The organism is Ruegeria sp. ANG-S4 (genome assembly GCF_000814005.1).
Lineage (GTDB): Bacteria > Pseudomonadota > Alphaproteobacteria > Rhodobacterales > Rhodobacteraceae > Ruegeria.
In genome coordinates, this window is the sequence record NZ_JWLK01000001.1 from 810,979 (window position 1) to 826,848 (window position 15,870).

13 protein-coding genes and 1 tRNA gene are annotated in these 15,870 nt (G+C 56.8%); 5 read left to right on the forward strand and 9 right to left on the reverse strand.

Features of this window, described 5'->3' with window-relative positions:
• Window positions 1-53 precede the first annotated feature (53 nt).
• The 4 genes from RA28_RS04115 (at window position 54) to RA28_RS04130 (ending at window position 5,089) form a co-directional block, all read left to right on the forward strand.
• Window positions 54-127 (forward strand) — tRNA-Gly (locus tag RA28_RS04115).
• A gap of 158 nt (window positions 128-285) precedes the next feature.
• Window positions 286-2,106, forward strand: a complete 1,821-nt coding sequence (locus RA28_RS04120) for an ABC transporter transmembrane domain-containing protein (RefSeq protein WP_039523977.1) — start codon at window positions 286-288, stop codon at window positions 2,104-2,106.
• Window positions 2,107-2,262: 156 nt separating this feature from the next.
• Window positions 2,263-4,152: an acyl-CoA synthetase gene (locus tag RA28_RS04125; RefSeq protein ID WP_039523979.1), complete on the forward strand. Its 1,890-nt coding sequence runs from the start codon at window positions 2,263-2,265 to the stop codon at window positions 4,150-4,152.
• A gap of 13 nt (window positions 4,153-4,165) precedes the next feature.
• The gene (locus RA28_RS04130) at window positions 4,166-5,089 is read left to right on the forward strand and encodes an alpha/beta hydrolase (protein ID WP_039523981.1); all 924 of its coding nucleotides are present in this window, start codon (window positions 4,166-4,168) and stop codon (window positions 5,087-5,089) included.
• Window positions 5,090-5,092: 3 nt separating this feature from the next.
• On the opposite strand, the gene RA28_RS04135 is transcribed toward RA28_RS04130, so the two are convergent.
• Window positions 5,093-5,929 carry an alkaline phosphatase family protein gene (locus tag RA28_RS04135; RefSeq protein ID WP_039523983.1) on the reverse strand — a complete coding sequence of 279 codons (837 nt, stop codon included), beginning with the start codon at window positions 5,927-5,929 and terminating at the stop codon, window positions 5,093-5,095.
• Between the two features lie 178 nt (window positions 5,930-6,107).
• Here RA28_RS04135 and RA28_RS04140 point away from each other — a divergent pair, with 178 nt between their 5' ends.
• Entirely contained in the window at window positions 6,108-6,605 is a 498-nt protein-coding gene (locus RA28_RS04140) for a thioredoxin family protein (protein ID WP_039523985.1), read from the forward strand.
• A gap of 42 nt (window positions 6,606-6,647) precedes the next feature.
• On the opposite strand, the gene RA28_RS04145 is transcribed toward RA28_RS04140, so the two are convergent.
• The 8 genes from RA28_RS04145 to RA28_RS04180 form a co-directional block, all read right to left on the reverse strand.
• Window positions 6,648-8,285 carry an ABC transporter ATP-binding protein gene (locus RA28_RS04145; protein WP_039523988.1) on the reverse strand — a complete coding sequence of 546 codons (1,638 nt, stop codon included), beginning with the start codon at window positions 8,283-8,285 and terminating at the stop codon, window positions 6,648-6,650.
• A complete protein-coding gene (locus tag RA28_RS04150; RefSeq protein WP_039523990.1) occupies window positions 8,282-9,097 on the reverse strand; it encodes an ABC transporter permease in 816 nt (271 codons plus the stop codon). Before RA28_RS04150 ends, RA28_RS04145 begins: the two co-directional genes overlap by 4 nt.
• On the reverse strand, window positions 9,094-10,050 hold the full coding sequence (locus RA28_RS04155; RefSeq protein WP_039523991.1) for an ABC transporter permease: 957 nt from the start codon (window positions 10,048-10,050) through the stop codon (window positions 9,094-9,096). The genes RA28_RS04150 and RA28_RS04155 overlap by 4 nt, the downstream gene beginning before the upstream one ends.
• Window positions 10,051-10,061: 11 nt before the next feature.
• Window positions 10,062-11,651 (reverse strand): ABC transporter substrate-binding protein, encoded by a 1,590-nt coding sequence (locus tag RA28_RS04160; RefSeq protein ID WP_039523992.1) that lies wholly within the window; start codon window positions 11,649-11,651, stop codon window positions 10,062-10,064.
• Between the two features lie 396 nt (window positions 11,652-12,047).
• Window positions 12,048-12,485, reverse strand: coding sequence for a D-aminoacyl-tRNA deacylase (gene dtd / locus RA28_RS04165; protein ID WP_039523993.1), 438 nt, complete (start codon window positions 12,483-12,485; stop codon window positions 12,048-12,050).
• A 161-nt stretch (window positions 12,486-12,646) separates the two neighbouring features.
• Window positions 12,647-13,750, reverse strand: coding sequence for a TFIIB-type zinc finger domain-containing protein (locus RA28_RS04170; RefSeq protein WP_039523994.1), 1,104 nt, complete (start codon window positions 13,748-13,750; stop codon window positions 12,647-12,649).
• Between the two features lie 27 nt (window positions 13,751-13,777).
• Window positions 13,778-14,923: an SPFH domain-containing protein gene (locus tag RA28_RS04175; protein ID WP_039523997.1), complete on the reverse strand. Its 1,146-nt coding sequence runs from the start codon at window positions 14,921-14,923 to the stop codon at window positions 13,778-13,780.
• Window positions 14,924-14,945: 22 nt separating this feature from the next.
• Complete coding sequence (locus RA28_RS04180) at window positions 14,946-15,860, reverse strand: DUF2927 domain-containing protein (RefSeq protein WP_039525744.1); 915 nt, start codon at window positions 15,858-15,860, stop codon at window positions 14,946-14,948.
• Between the last annotated feature and the right edge of the window lie 10 nt (window positions 15,861-15,870).

Consider the following 15,870-nt stretch of genomic DNA (forward strand, 5'->3'; position numbering starts at 1 on the left):
ATAGTTCGCTCTTGACGCCGACTCAGCCATCACATAGGTAGGCGAAACCTTGAGCGGGTATAGCTTAATGGTAAAGCCCCTGCCTTCCAAGCAGGCTATGTCGGTTCGATTCCGTCTACCCGCTCCAAGTTATTCTCTCTCGTCTGTTCCAATTCTTGGCTTGCGTCAAAAGGCCCTTTTGTCGGCGCCCGATCGGTTGGCTGCTTGACCCCGCGTGTCTGTGCCGCCAAGAAGCTTGGAGACCGGGTAAATCACGGTCCCGAAATCTGAATACAAGGGCCAATCATGGCAAGATCACGTACGGAACCCCAGGCTCAGCCCCAGGCACCCGGTGCCCAGGAAGAGCGCGCAAGCTCGAGAAAGCTGGGTGTTCTTGCGTCCCTTTGGCCGTTTATGAAACCGTATCGCGGGCTGATGTTTGGTGCCACGCTGGCGTTGGTTTTGACCGCTGGTATGACGTTGGCACTGCCGCTGGCCGTTCGACGCGTCGTCGACAATTTCCGGATCGAAGACGGTGAACTGCTGGATTGGTACTTTCTGGCTGCGCTGGGAATAGCGGCTATTCTGGCCCTCGGAACGGGTGTCCGTTACGCCTTGGTCACACGGCTTGGCGAACGTGTTGTGGCCGATATCCGCAAGGCGGTGTTCGATCGCGTCATCGGGATGAGTCCCGAATTTTACGAACGGATCATGACCGGTGAGGTCCTGAGCCGTATTACCACCGACACGACGCTTATTCAGTCGGTGATCGGCTCATCTGTGTCCATTGCATTGCGCAATTTGCTGATGTTCGTCGGCGGGCTTGTTCTGATGTTACTGACGTCGGCCAAGCTGACAGGTCTTGTTCTGCTTTTGATTCCCATCGTCATTGTGCCAATCCTTGTCTTGGGTCGCCGATTGCGAAGCATCAGCCGCGAGAATCAGGACTGGATCGCTGCGTCATCCGGCAATGCGGGCGAAGCGCTGGGCGCAGTTCAGACCGTGCAGGCATTCACGCATGAGCAGGCCAGCCGAAAGCAATTCGGCGACATGACTGAAACCTCTTATCTTGTTTCGCTGAAACGGATTCGCACGCGGGCGATTCTGACCGTTATCGTGATTTTTCTGGTGTTCTCGGGTATTGTCGGCGTTCTGTGGATGGGTGCCAATGATGTGCGCAACGGCGTTATGACCGAAGGCGTGCTGATCCAGTTTGTCATCTACTCTGTTATCATGGCCGGGTCGGTCGCCGCGTTGTCCGAAATCTGGAGCGAACTGCAACGCGCTGCAGGGGCCACCGAACGTTTGGTCGAGCTGTTGAACGCAACGGATACGGTGAACGATCCGTCACAATCGACACCTTTGCCCGACCCGGTGCGGGGCGAGATCCAGTTTGATGACGTCACATTCCGCTATCCCGCGCGGCCGCAGCGTTTGGCATTGGATCGATTCAATCTGTCTATCAAACCCGGGGAGACCGTGGCGTTTGTCGGGCCCTCCGGCGCGGGCAAAACAACGGTCATCCAACTTATTCAGCGGTTTTACGATCCCGAAGCGGGGCGCGTTCAGCTCGATGGCGTGGACCTGCGCGACCTCGACCGCGCGGATTTTCGCACCCACATGGCGCTGGTGCCGCAAGACCCGGTGATCTTTGCCGCCTCAGCCCGGGAAAACATCCGCTTCGGGCGCTTGGACGCCACAGATGCCGAGGTCGAAGCCGCCGCCCAAGCCGCAGCCGCGCATGAGTTCATTGCGGCCTTGCCGCAGGGCTATGACAGCTTTGTTGGCGAGCGTGGCGTGATGCTTTCCGGTGGTCAGAAACAGCGCATTGCCATTGCGCGCGCCATCCTGCGAGATGCACCCGTTCTGTTGTTGGACGAGGCAACCTCGGCTCTGGATGCGGAAAGTGAACGCGCCGTGCAGGGGGCAGTTGATCAAATGCGGGCCGGACGAACGACACTTATCGTCGCGCACCGGCTTGCCACGGTCAAAAAGGCCGACCGGATTGTGGTGCTGGAGGCCGGTCAAATCGTATCTCAGGGCACCCATGATGATCTGGTTGCGCAGGGAGGGTTGTATGCCCGCCTTGCCCGGCTGCAATTCACCGACGGGGTGGCCGCCGAGTGATGTGACGTCCCGGAACACACGGTTTCGCCGCAGCGTCATTCTACATTTTATTGCTGTTCCCGGCTAAGCCCTCGCTTGCGCGGGCTCTGTTTTGCTTCCATCTTGGGGGGAATGGAAGCCTGTGCGTGACACGGGAGAAAAATGGGGAGGAACTATATGGCCTTTGTGGGAGTGGAAGACAAAGCGCGTATGGAACAGGAAATGCCGTGGGAGGATCGGGACGTTCCCACGACGTTCCATCAGTTGTTGTCGCGAACAGCCGGGAAATTTCCCAACCACAAGGCGATCAGTTTCCAACTGCTGTCCGGCCCGACGGACAAGGCAGAAACACTGACATGGTCCGATCTGCTGGCCAAGGTCAATCAGGCGGCCAATCTGTTTCGATCACTGGGAATCGGTGAAAAAGATGTGGTGGCCTACGTCCTGCCGAATTGCAACGAGACGTTGGTTACCATGATGGGTGGCGCAGTCGCCGGGATCGTGAATCCGATCAACCCGCTGCTGGAGCCAGAGCAAATCGCGTCTATTTTGCGGGAAACAGGTGCCAAAGTCGTGGTGACGCTGAAGTCGTTTCCCAAAACCGACGTCGCCCAGAAGGTCGAAGAAGCAGTTCGCCACGCGCCCGGTGTGAAGACCATTCTGGAAATCGACCTGAACCGCTATTTGACTCCGCCAAAGTCATGGCTGGTGCCGTTCCTGCGGCCAAAAATGGGCGACAAGGAAAAGCTGGCGCATGCGACATACAAGAATTTCAATGCGGAACTGGCCAAACAACCTACGACATTGACCTTCGAAGACAGTGCAGAGGATCGCGTTGCTTGTTTCTTCCACACTGGTGGCACGACCGGCATGCCAAAAGTGGCGCAGCACAAGTACTCGGGGTTGATCTACAATGGGTGGCTGGGCAGCACCCTGTTGTTTGACGAAAACGATGTGATCATGTGCCCGCTGCCGATGTTCCACGTCTTTGCCGTGCATGTCATCGTAATGGCCGCAGTGTCGTCCGGTGCACATGTGATCTTCCCAACGCCTGCCGGGTATCGCGGCGATGGCGTGTTCGACAATTTCTGGAAATTGATCGAACGCTGGAAGGTTTCGTTCATTATCACGGTTCCGACAGCAATTTCTGCCAAGATGCAGCGCCCTGTAGATGCCGACATATCAACCGTCAAGACCGCCTTTTCCGGTTCGGCACCTTTGCCGGTCGAGTTGTTCCGCCGCTTTGAAGAGGCAACCGGTGTGACCATAGTTGAAGGCTACGGGTTGACCGAGGCGACGTGTCTGGTGTCCTGCAATCCTGTAGACGGCGAAAAGAAAATCGGGTCGATCGGTATCCCGTTTCCATATACGGACGTCAAAATCCTTCAGGACGGACCGGACGGACCGACAGAGTGTTCGACAGAACAGATTGGCGAGATCTGCGTGTCGAACCCCGGCGTTTATGTGGGTAACACTTATACAGAAAGCGAAAAGAACGCCGATCTCTTTCACTTTGACAAGTATCTTCGGACGGGTGACCTGGGGCGCTTTGACGAAGATGGCTATCTTTGGATCACGGGACGCGCAAAGGATTTGATTATTCGTGGAGGCCACAACATCGACCCGGCCGAAATCGAAGAAGCGCTTTTGGGTCACGATGCGGTCGCATTTGCTGGCGCTATTGGTCAACCGGACTCACATTCGGGCGAAGTGCCGTGTGCCTTTGTCGAACTTGTGGACGGGGCCAGCGCGACCGAAGAAGAGCTGATGGAGTTCTGCAAAGTTCACGTGCACGAGCGCGCGGCGCAGCCGAAGCATTTGACCATACTGGACGAATTGCCCAAGACCGCTGTTGGCAAGGTCTTCAAACCGGACCTGCGAAAACAGGCGATCACGCGCATCTATAATGGTGCGCTTGAAACGGCTGGTGTCGAAGCCCGGGTTGTTTCCGTCATCGACGACAAAAAGCGCGGGCTTGTTGCGCAGCTTGACGCGAACGGTTCCTCCGAGGACGATGTTGCCAGGGTGTTGGGTGAGTTTACCCGGCCCTGGGAATGGTCAGAATAACGCCGGAGCACTAATGGATTATGAACGCCTGATCGACGAAGAGACTTGGGCGTTCATTCGCCGCACAAACGAAAACTACCCCGATGACGCGGTGGACTTGTCCATCGAGGATCAGCGCCGCGTCTACGATACCATGTGTGGGAATTTCCGACAGCCGAGACCGGAAGGTGTCAGTACCGAGGACAAATCGGCCGATGGCGTGCCAGTTCGGGTCTATACGGCGGGTGATCCCACGCGAACCGTCGTCTATTTTCACGGCGGCGGTTTTGTCGTCGGTGGGTTGGACAGCCATGACGACGTTTGTGCGGAAATCTGTGTGCAAACGGGTTACCGCGTTGTGGCTGTGGACTACCGATTGTGCCCCGAACACGTTCATCCAGCGCAGTTTCAGGACAGCTGGACAGCGTTGAGTTGGGCAGCGCAGGAATTCGGCGCCCCGATCGTGCTGGCTGGTGACAGTGCGGGCGGGAACCTAGCCGCTGCTGTGGCACATAAGGCGCGTGGAGAGCTTGATAATATTCTGGGGCAGGTGTTGATCTACCCGGCGCTGGGCGGCGACACAACGCAAGGGTCCTATGTCGAACATGCACACGCGCCGCTTTTGACACTTGATGACGTGCAGTTTTATGAAAAGGTTCGTTGCGGCGAAAAAATACCGCACGACGATCCGAGCTTCGCACCGTTGCAAGATAAGGATTTCACCGGGTTGCCCCCGACGGTGGTGGTGACCGCCGACTGCGATCCGATACGCGATGACGGTTCCGCCTATTGCAAAAAAATTGCCGCCGCCGGAGGTCACGCGCAGTGGATCAACGAGGCAGGGCTTGTTCACGGCTATCTGCGGGCGCGAGGTTCGGTCAAGCGCGCAGCGGACAGCTTTGAACGGATTTCCGTCGCCATTGAGGCGTTGGGCCAAGGTATCTGGCCCTATGATTGACGCCTAGCGCAGAAAAGGGCTGGCCAGCATGGTTTCGGCCAAAGGCGCACCCATACGGGTAAGAATTGTCGGGGCAATCTGCAATTGGTCTATCACGGTATCCGGGTCGGGACCGTCGGCATCTCCAAAGTAGTAGAGCGCCGTTTCCTGTTGCAACGGGCTGCGCCCACCGTGGTGACCCCGGTCATCCTGACCATGATCAGCGGTCACAATGACTTCGTAGCCCATTTGCCGCCAACGTGGGATGAAAGGGGCGAGCATTTCGTCCATGACGAAACAGGCATGATCCATCTCGTCACAATCGTGAAAGAACCTGTGACCCATGCTGTCGAGCGTGCACGTGTGCAAGATGCCGTAATCCAGCCCGAACCGCAGGCACAGATTGGTGAGTGTTGCGAACAGGTCCACATCACAGGGTGTCATCTGGTTGGCCTTGCCATAGCCGGTCATCGAGTGAAACCGTCCATGGTTGATCGTCTTGCCCTCGGGTTCATCATATTCCACATCTCGGACGTAATCGAATGGGTGACGGTTGAAGAACTGCGACCAATAGCTGTGGGTCACAGCGCCGGTAACACCGCCGGCATCGCGCACTTGGCTGAAAATGTCCTTGTGGGCCAAACGAAATACGTTGCCATTCCCGGTGCAGCCGTGTTCCTGCGGAGAGACACCAGTATGGATCGACGCATAACAGCTGGCCGAGGTGGACGGCAGCACAGATTGGTGCTTCCAAACGCGGGCAGAGCCATTGTCGACCCAGCCTTCGAGGTTTCCGAAGAGACGGCGAAAGTTTCGCCATGGAACCCCATCCAGGATGATCAGTAGAATTTTGCGATCCATACCGCGCCTTTCCCGTTCCAGTCCTGCAGGGTCATGACTGAGATTGATCCTTCGGGCTGTAAGAAAAACGACAAAGTTGTGCGCAGATCGTAGACCCGCACGATGTCGAAATTGTGAACCGTGTTCCGCGCGTCTGTCGTTATCCTCTCAGCCGACAATAGGAACGCTTGGAAACGCCATGGCCAAAACATCGAAACGCAAAAAGGCGCAGATGGACCGGGTTAAGGCCGAAAGGGCCCAAGACCGCTCTCGCCGAGACGTCTTGCGTCTGGCCCGAAATGGTTTGGTCGGCGTTACGGTGCTGGGCGCGGGCGGGTTTTTCATGATGCGGTCCGTCCATGCCATGCAGGCAGAGCGTGACCTGTCCCGCATCGGGCAGGGCAAACCTGTTGTTGTTCAGGTTCATGATCCGCAATGCGCGACTTGCACAGCGCTTCAACGCGAAACGCGGAGCGCAATGAAGCAGTTTGGCGAATGCGACCTGATTTACCTTGTCGCAGATGTCAGCGAGACCGAAGGTGCCACCTTGGCCAACAAGCACGGTGTGCCACATGTCACTTTGCTGCTGTTCGACGGCAACGGAGAATTGCAGCAGACGCTGCGCGGAATGCGCCATCGTGACGAGCTGCGTCAGCTGCTGGCCCAGCATCAGCAGAATTTCAGCAGCGCCACATAAAAACGGCGGGCAAAACCCGCCGTTTCCCGTAGGTCGAAAGGATCAGTTTCCGGCGCTTTCCATCTTGCGATGGGCGACGACTTCTTCCAGCCACCCCAAGTGCATTTCCGGTACTGAACTGAGCAGAAGGTCGGTGTAGTCGTCGAAGGGCGGCGTCAGCACTTCGCTTTTCGAACCATAGCGCGCCAAACGGCCCTGATACATCACAGCGATACTGTCGCTGATGGCGCGCACAGTCGCCAGATCGTGGGTGATGAACAGATAGGCGACATCCTCGATTTTCTGCAAATCAAGCAGCAGCTTCAGGATACCGTCCGCAACCAGCGGATCCAGCGCCGAGGTGACCTCATCACAGATTATCATCTTCGGTTTCGCCGCCAGTGATCGGGCGATACAGACACGTTGCTTTTGGCCACCGGACAATTCCGCCGGATAGCGATCAATGAACTTTTCGCCCAGTTCGATCTCGTCCAGCAGTTCAACGATCCGCTTTCGCTTTTCAGCTCCGCGCATGTTGAAGTAGAACTCCAGCGGGCGACCGATGATGGTGCCGACAGTCTGACGCGGGTTCATCGCCACGTCGGCCATCTGATAGATCATCTGCAACTCGCGCAGATCCTCGCGCGAGCGGCCTTTCAGATCAGGTGACAGCTTGCGACCCGCAAACGTGATCTCACCATCGCGCGGTGGCAGCAGACCCGTGATCACCCGCGCCAAGGTGGATTTTCCGGATCCGGATTCGCCGACGATCGCCAGTGTCTGACCCGGATGAAGTTCCACGTTGACATTGTGCAGGACATCGAAATTCAGGCCTTTGTACCGCGCAGTTATGCCGTCGACGGTCAGCACCGCCTCGGGCGTGGGCTGTTTCTCCTCGTGCTCGATGGACCGCACCGAAACCAAGGCCTTGGTGTAATCCTCTTGTGGGTTGTTGATGATCTGATCGGTCGTTCCGTACTCGACTGTATTGCCCATTCGCAGCACCATGATGTCGTCGCTCACCTGCGCCACAACGGCAAGGTCATGGGTAATGTAAAGCGCCGCAACGCCGGTATCCGCGATGGCCTCTTTGATTGCCATCAAGACGTCGATCTGCGTCGTGACGTCCAACGCGGTCGTCGGTTCATCGAACACGACAAGATCGGGCTCGGGACACAGCGCCAACGCCGTCATACAGCGCTGCAACTGACCGCCTGAAACCTGATGCGGATAGCGTTCTCCGATATTGTCCGGGTCGGGCAGACCTAGCTTTGCAAACAGTTCCCGCGCACGGGCTTCAGCCTCTTTCCGCGAGAACTTCTTGTGCTCCACGGCGGCTTCGACAACCTGATCCATGATCTTTTTGGCCGGATTGAACGAGGCAGCAGCGGATTGCGAGACGTAAGTGACTTCACCGCCGCGCAAATTGCGAATATCGCCCAGACTAGTCTTCAGGATATCGCGCCCGTTGACCCAAACTTCGCCGCCGGTGATCTTCACGCCCCCACGGCCATAGGCCATCGAGGCCAGACCGATGGTGGATTTACCGGCACCGGATTCGCCGATCAGGCCCAACACCTTGCCGCGCTCGAGGTCAAAGCTGACCCCGTGCACGATTTCGATATCATGGGGCTTTTCGCCCGGCGGATAGACGGTCGCGCCGATCTTGAGGTCGCGGACCTTGAGAAGGGTATCACTCATCCCCGGCCTCCTTTCAGCGATGTGGTGCGGTTCAGAACCCAGTCAGCCACAAGGTTGACCGAGATCGCGAGCGTCGCGATGGCAACGGCCGGCAGCAGCGCGGCAGGAATGCCATAGACGATGCCTTCCTTGTTTTCTTTCACGATACCACCCCAGTCAGCCTCGGGCGGTTGCACACCCAGACCCAGGAAGGACAGGGTCGAAACGAAGAGAACTGCAAAGATGAAGCGCAGGCCCATCTCGGCCACAAGCGGAGACAGGGCATTCGGCAGGATCTCCCGGAAGACGATCCAGCTTCGACCCTCACCCCGCAGCTTGGCGGCCTCGACAAAATCCATCACGTTGATATCGGCCGCAACCGCGCGCGCCAAACGATAGACGCGGGTGGAGTCCAGCAATCCCATGACGACGATCAGGATCGGGATCGTCACGGGCATGACGGACAGAACGACTAAAGCAAAGATCAATGTCGGGATCGACATGATCAGATCGACGAAACGAGACAGCACTTGGTCCACCCAGCCGCCGATCACCGCGGCAAAGAAACCAAGGACCGAGCCGGTAACGAAGCTGAGGATTGTCGCAGCCGTGGCAATGAAGATCGTTGTCCGACCGCCATAAATCATGCGGCTCAGCAAGTCGCGACCGATGTTGTCGGTTCCAAGCAGGAATTCGGGCGATGAAGGCTCCCATACGTCGCCCACAACTTCGGCCATTCCGTATGGGGCAAGAAGCGGGGCAAAGATTGCCATCAGAAAGTAAGCGGCCATCAAGAACAGCCCGATCATTGCGGAAATAGGGATGTTCTTCATTTAGGGTGCCTCAGTCTTGGGTTGGCCAAAATCGCGACGATATCCGCGATCATGTTCAGGCCGATATAGACGGCGGCGAAGATCAGCCCGCAGGCCTGCACAACAGGCACGTCCCGCTTGGAGACATGGTCGACCAGATACTGGCCCATGCCGGGATAGACAAAGACCACTTCGACAACGACAACTCCGACGACGAGGTAGGCAAGGTTCAGCATGACAACATTGACGATCGGTGCGATCGCATTCGGGAAGGCATGCCGATAAATGACCATGAACGTGCTCAGGCCCTTCAGTTCGGCCGTTTCGACATAAGCCGATTGCATCACGTTGAGGATCGCGGCGCGGGTCATCCGCATCATATGCGCAAGAACGACCAGAGTGAGAACGATAACGGGTAGAGCTATGGATCGCAGCTTCTCAAAGAAACCCATATCGTCATTGATCATGGCAATGGATGGAAACCAACCGAGTTGAACGGCTAGGAAGAACATCAGCAGGTAGCCGATCAGAAATTCAGGAATTGAGATAGACGTCAGCGTAACAGCTGAAATCAGTTTGTCGGGCCAGCGATCTTTGTAGCGAACTGCAATCAGGCCCAGAAGAATGGCAAGCGGGACGGATATGATCGCAGCCCAGAAGGCGAGAAACAAGGTGTTCCCCAGACGTTCGCCCAGACTTTCCGCTATATCCCTGCCATTTGTCAGCGCAGTTCCAAGGTCACCCTGAAGGGCACCAAAAAGCCAATTAAAGTAGCGCGTTACCGCTGGTTCGTTCAGCCCGAGTTCTTCTCTCAGGTTGGCGAGGGATTCCGGTGTTGCAGATTGACCGAGGATTGACTGGGCAACGTCGCCGGGCAGGATCATCGTTCCTGCAAAAATCAATACAGAGGCCGCGAGAAGCAGAAGGGCACTCAGCGCAAGGCGCTGAGCTACCAGTTTGAGAATTGGATGCATATCCCGTGACCTTAGGCTTTCCAGGTCTTCTTGGGTGCTTTCCAGTACATCAGCTCACCGTTCGGGTCGCCTTCGTATCCCTGAACCGCAGTGGATGTCGCATCAATGAAGTCGTTGAACATCGGGCAGATCAATCCACCTTCTTCATTCAACAGACGCCCCATCTTCGAGTAGATTTCTTTGCGCTTGGCTTCGTCTACTTCGCCGCGCGCGGCAATCATCATTTCGTCGAATTCGGGACGCTTCCAACGTGTGTCATTCCAGTCTGCTGTGGAAAGATACGCTGTGGTGTACATCTGATCCTGCACCGGGCGTCCGCTCCAATACGACGCGCAGAAGGGTTCAACATTCCAGACTTCCGACCAATATCCGTCATTTGGTTCACGTTCGATTTCCAACGGGATACCTGCGGCTTGTGCAGATTGCTGGAACAATGCGGCGGCATCAACTGCGCCGGGGAAAGCACCATCTGCCGTTCTCAAGATGATCGGTGATCCATCATGCCCGGATTTCGCGTAATGCTCCTTGGCCTTGTCAACATCAAACGCACGCTGCGGGATTGTGTCATCGAACAGTGGGTAGGCCGCATTGATCGGGATATCGTTCCCAATACCGCCATAGCCGCGCAGAATCTTGTCAACCATTTCCTCGCGGTTGATCGCGTACTTCAGGGCAAGACGCAGTTCGTTGCTGTCAAACGGCGCGGTGTCGATATGCATAATGAACACGTAATGGCCGCGTCCCGAAACGTTGTTTACATTCACGTTGGGCGCTCGGGCCAGAAGCTGTGCAATTTTGGGCTCAACACGGCTGATCGCATCGACTTGGCCGGACTGAAGAGCAGCAGTACGTGCGGTCGTGTCATTGAGGACCAGAATTTCAGATTCATCGTAGTGCGCGAATTGGTCCAAGGCCCAGTAGTTCGGGTTGCGGATGAATTGCATCCGTACGCCCGGCTCGTCGGATTCCAGAACATACGGGCCGGTGCCGATCGCGGCGTTTGGATTATCAAACCCGCCATCCGGTTGGATCAGAAGGTGATAATCGGCCATCAGGTATGGCATGTCAGCGTTGGCTGATCCGAGTGTCAGCTCGAAAGTATCGCCGTCTGCTTTCATTGACTCAATACCCTGAACGATCCCCAGCGCCCCGGACTTCGAGTCCTCGTTCGTGTGTCGTTCAATTGTGCGCACTACGTCTTCAGCTGTTACCGATTTTCCGTTCGAAAACTCGATGCCTTCGCGAATTTTGAAACGCCAGGTCTTTGCATCTGCAGAGCCTTCCCAGCTTTCTGCGACCAACCCGTTCAGGTTTCCTTTGTTGTCGACTTCAACCAAAGCTTCGCCCCAATGGAAACCACCGGCGATTGGCACGTCGGATGCGTAAAGCGCAGGATCTTGAGTGTTGGTGCTTTCGCCGCCCTGAACCCCCATTTTGAACGTTCCGCCTTTAACCGGGCCTGCGGCGCGGGCGGCGTCCGCGAACATCGTGCTGGCCATCGCTGCGGACACGCCGAGTGCGGCCGCCTTTCCCATGAACTCGCGGCGGGTCAGCTTGCCTGCCGTGACCTGTTTGGTCATGTAAGTGAGTTGTTCGTTCATCCAAATTCTCCCAGTTGGTTGGATCACGCCCCTGACGGGCTTTTTATTGACGTCCGAGTCAACGTTGGCGCAATTTTGTTTCGCGGGCAAGGTGAAATCGCGGATTGTCCGACATTGCGCCTACACCTTATCGCGAGGGTCGATTTCCGACGTCTCATGCCGCCGAAAATTAGATTTTTTTCATCGTATAGACGGATTTTCTTTCAGAAATAAGACGTTAGGCGTGACCTGTTTAAAACAAACCAGTTGGGTGATCAATTGGATGTTATCCACACGCCTTTGTACGGGAGATGGCCCAAATCGGTTTGTCGAATGGATGCTGCGTCAGAGAGCGTGAGGCAGAGCCCGCGCACGAAAATCCGCCAAAAGTATTCCGAAGCGCTGCGTAAAGCTGCATCAGGTCTCGATCCAAATCGTGACCGGCCCGTCATTGACCAGCTCAACTGACATATCTGCTCCGAACGCGCCGGTTTCCACGGGAATGCCCTGATCGGCCAATTGCCGGACAAACTCTTCATACAACCTTTCGCCTTCCGCTGCCGGTGCCGCTTGCGAAAAACCAGGTCTGTTCCCGCGCGTTGTATCTGCGGCCAGCGTGAATTGACTGACGACCAGTGCCGTACCTTCGGTATCCAGGATCGATCGGTTCATTTTCCCAGCATCATCCTTGAAGATACGTAGCTTGGCGATCTTTTTTGCCAATTCAGCGGCCTGAGAGACTGCATCTCCCTGCATGGCACACACCAGTATCATTAGCCCCGGACCCGATTGCCCGATCAAACGGCCTTCGACAGAAACGGATGCCTTTGTAACTCTCTGCAATAAGGCGCGCATCGTTAGGGTACCCTGTCTTGCTGACCGCGCTCGCGGGTCAATTCTGTTTTAGTTATTTAGTCTGCGGGGGCTGTGACCGCCGACAGGTGCCGAAGCATCTGAACCAAGACCGGCAAATGATGATGCGTGAGTTGGCAGGTCATGACATTCGAAAACGACGATCACTGCTGACCGGTTGCTGCCAGATACCCGACACCGGCGGCAACGAGCAGGCCCAGAACAACGGCGATTGAGATCTTGATGGCTGACCAGGGGCGCTCGCCCTGAACGCGGCCGGTGCGACCGTTAACAACAAAGCGATAGGTTTGCCCGCGGTACTTGTACGCCGCCATCCAAACCGGCAACAGAATATGCTTAAACGTGACGTCCCGAACGTCCGTATCGACCGCATGAATGCGCTGCCGGTCACCGCCAATATCAAACCGAACGTCCCGCTCGATCACACGCGCCATATGTCCGCGTGCCTCTGAATAACCATCCTTCAAATCCACAGTATACGCTTCGGCACGAAAACCGGCGAGGAACTGGGGCTGATACGGTTCAAGCGCGGGCAGGTCCCAAGGCTCCAGCGCATCGGTGTAGCGTTTGGGCAAGGAGCGGGATGCAAGAACCAGCACGTCGTCAAAGAAGCGGGCGACGCGCCCTGATTTCGGCGACCACCTTACCTTTGCGACCTGTTGCTGAACGCGTTTGCCATCCCGCATAACGGTGTGCGTCTCATAGTACACCGTGCCACGTTCCCCGCGATAAGACGATTTGGTATCTGCATCAAAGGTCCAATAGGGAACATAAATGCCCTGCATTTTCCGACCTTTACGGGCATAGTCTTTCAAGCCGTTCGGCGCAAACCAAAGCCGGCCCAGCCAATCGCCCATGGCCTTGTGTGCCGTGCGTTCATCAAGAGCAAAGGGTAGCACTCCGCGCGGTTTGATATGGCGGCTGACCCCGGTATCAGTGACGACCGGCGTTGCGCAAAACGGACACTCGGCGGCATGGGTGTTGGGGTCGAACTCGACTTGCGCGGCACAGTTCGGGCAGGTCAGCACGCGCGTTTCTTCAATTTCGCTGTCCGGCAAGCGGTCAGCGACGGCAGCATCGAAGTCCAACTCTTTCAGGCTGGCGCCACCCCACGGGCCTGCGGCGATCGACTGAGTATGCCCGCAATGATCGCAGGTCAGAGAGCCATTGGCAGGGTCAAAACGATAATCCGCGCCGCATTGCTCGCACGGGAACCGGTGTTCGTCGATGGCAATTTCACCGCTCACACTGTCTACTCCGCATCCATCTGACGCTTAAGACACAGGAGGCGGCGGCGGCAGGATCGTAAACAGCTGCGCCAACTCCTGCACATCTCCGGCCTTTTTCCAGCCGTCCTGACCCGCAGTCCAGACGTGCGTTTCCCGTGTGATTTCACCGTCCGTGGCCATGCGGCCCATCTTGGCTTTCGAAAATGGCCCGCTGGTCTGCCCGTCGACCGCAATGTGCCAGACATGCTCAACCGGCGGAGGCGGCGGCGGTGTCACTTGCGCGGCCGGTTGCGGTGCAGCAGGGGCGGCGCCCCAAGGGCCACTTGATTGGCCCGCAGACATGTTGGCCATTTGATTGGCCATTGCCATGCCCATCCCCATGCCGAGACCCGCGCCCATGCCACCACCCTGACCGGGGTTGTTGGCGGCCGCTGTCATCGCTTCGGCGGCGGAATACTGTGTAAACTTGCCCAGATCGCCTGCAAGCCCCATCGAGGTCCGCTTGTCCAGTGCGGCCTCAACCGCAGGCGGCAGCGAGATGTTTTCGATGTAAAACTCGGGCATCTCCAGCCCATAGCTATCCAGAACGGGCGAAACCTCTGCCGCGATCAGTTTGCCCAAATCGGCGGTGTTGGCGGCCATGTCGAGCACGGGAATACCCGATCCGGCGATGACGCGGCTGAATTCCTGCACGATGATATTGCGAATTTGAAAGCTGATCTCGTCCATGGTGAATTCACCATCGGTGCCGACAATCTCGACCAGGAATTTCGCTGCATCCTTGACCCGCACCGTATAGGTCCCGAATGCGCGAATACGCGTAGGCCCAAATTCGGGATCGCGCAGCATGATCGGGTTCTTGGTGCCCCATTTCAGATCGTTGAACCGGGTTGTGTTGACGAAGTAAATCTCGGATTTGAACGGAGATTGAAAGCCGTGATCCCAATGTTGCAGGGTCGTCATGATCGGCATGTTATTGGTTTCGAGCATGTAAAGGCCGGGGGTAAACACGTCAGCCAACTGGCCTTCATGCACGAACACCGCAGCCTGCCCCTCGCGTACGGTCAGCTTGGCGCCGTATTTGATTTCGTGGCCCTCACGCTCAAACCGCCAGACCATTGTGTCGCGGGTATCGTCCACCCAGTGTATGACATCAATGAACTCGCCGGTCAGAAAGTCAAAAATTCCCATTGGATCTCTCCTGTTTCCGGGGTCAGAGCGACTGCCCCATCAATTCACGTGCAATTATTCGCGCCACCGGACGGGCTTCTTCCCCTGACATTCCTGGTTTCAGACGGGGATCGTACAGCATGGATAGCAGCTTTTCGTCATGACTGGTCAGCAAGGCGAACTCGTCATCGTCGTTGAAAATCGACGGTCTTGCCGACGGGCTGTCGTTGGACAGGCCAAGACCCTGCGCGATTTCTTCGTGAATACAGCTTAATCTCAGCAAATCCGAGTTTTCCGCCCGAATGAAGGCGACCGCTTTTGTGATCGTGTCCGCCGCGTTCGGGCTGGCAAAGGTAAACACCAAGCAAAAATATGGGCGTTGCAGGTTTCGAAGTAAGGCCAGCCTGTCTGGAGGAATATTCGGAACCAGTGTTTTCAATCGTTGCTGCACATAGGCCGTGTCATCCTGTCCAGCGATCACGACAATAAAGTTACCGTCCCGTTGAACGCTGCGGATACTGTGTCCGGTGACGCGCGCAAGTCGGTCCGCAAAGGCATCAATCTCTGTGCGATCTGCCTTGCGGGTTTCCGGCGGCACCGTTGGACCGAAGTCGGTCGTGATCCGAACAGGCTTTTCCCACCGCGTCAGTTTGACCTCGGATTGTCCCCCTGCATACAGACCCGTTCGTCCGGAATGTTCGTTTACGAAGGCGATCCTTTCAAAGTTGCGGGCCAGATCGTCGGCGTCATACGGCGTATCGGGTCCGCCGCCGTCCGTGCGCAGCAATCCTCGCGTGATCAGATCGTTTTCGACCCGGGTATAATACCGCGCCAACTCCTGACTGGCGGCAGAGGGCGGAACGTAGGCGTTTGCCGCTACTTGCGGTTGCGACGGTCTGGGCTGCGGCGCGACAGAGGTCTGCAGCGCCTCGTCGCAGGCGGATAGCGCGACAAGCATCAAGACCCCA

Bases quoted from the DNA above. Each gene is read 5' to 3' on its own strand.
- RA28_RS04135 (WP_039523983.1), bottom strand. From the start codon at position 5,929: ATGGATCGCAAAATTCTACTGATCATCCTGGATGGGGTTCCATGGCGA.
- RA28_RS04140 (WP_039523985.1), top strand. From the start codon at position 6,108: ATGGCCAAAACATCGAAACGCAAAAAGGCGCAGATGGACCGGGTTAAG.
- RA28_RS04150 (WP_039523990.1), bottom strand. From the start codon at position 9,097: ATGAAGAACATCCCTATTTCCGCAATGATCGGGCTGTTCTTGATGGCC.
- dtd (WP_039523993.1), bottom strand. From the start codon at position 12,485: ATGCGCGCCTTATTGCAGAGAGTTACAAAGGCATCCGTTTCTGTCGAA.
- RA28_RS04130 (WP_039523981.1), top strand. From the start codon at position 4,166: ATGGATTATGAACGCCTGATCGACGAAGAGACTTGGGCGTTCATTCGC.
- RA28_RS04145 (WP_039523988.1), bottom strand. From the start codon at position 8,285: ATGAGTGATACCCTTCTCAAGGTCCGCGACCTCAAGATCGGCGCGACC.
- RA28_RS04155 (WP_039523991.1), bottom strand. From the start codon at position 10,050: ATGCATCCAATTCTCAAACTGGTAGCTCAGCGCCTTGCGCTGAGTGCC.
- RA28_RS04120 (WP_039523977.1), top strand. From the start codon at position 286: ATGGCAAGATCACGTACGGAACCCCAGGCTCAGCCCCAGGCACCCGGT.
- RA28_RS04175 (WP_039523997.1), bottom strand. From the start codon at position 14,923: ATGGGAATTTTTGACTTTCTGACCGGCGAGTTCATTGATGTCATACAC.
- RA28_RS04125 (WP_039523979.1), top strand. From the start codon at position 2,263: ATGGCCTTTGTGGGAGTGGAAGACAAAGCGCGTATGGAACAGGAAATG.
- RA28_RS04180 (WP_039525744.1), bottom strand. From the start codon at position 15,860: ATGCTTGTCGCGCTATCCGCCTGCGACGAGGCGCTGCAGACCTCTGTC.
- RA28_RS04160 (WP_039523992.1), bottom strand. From the start codon at position 11,651: ATGAACGAACAACTCACTTACATGACCAAACAGGTCACGGCAGGCAAG.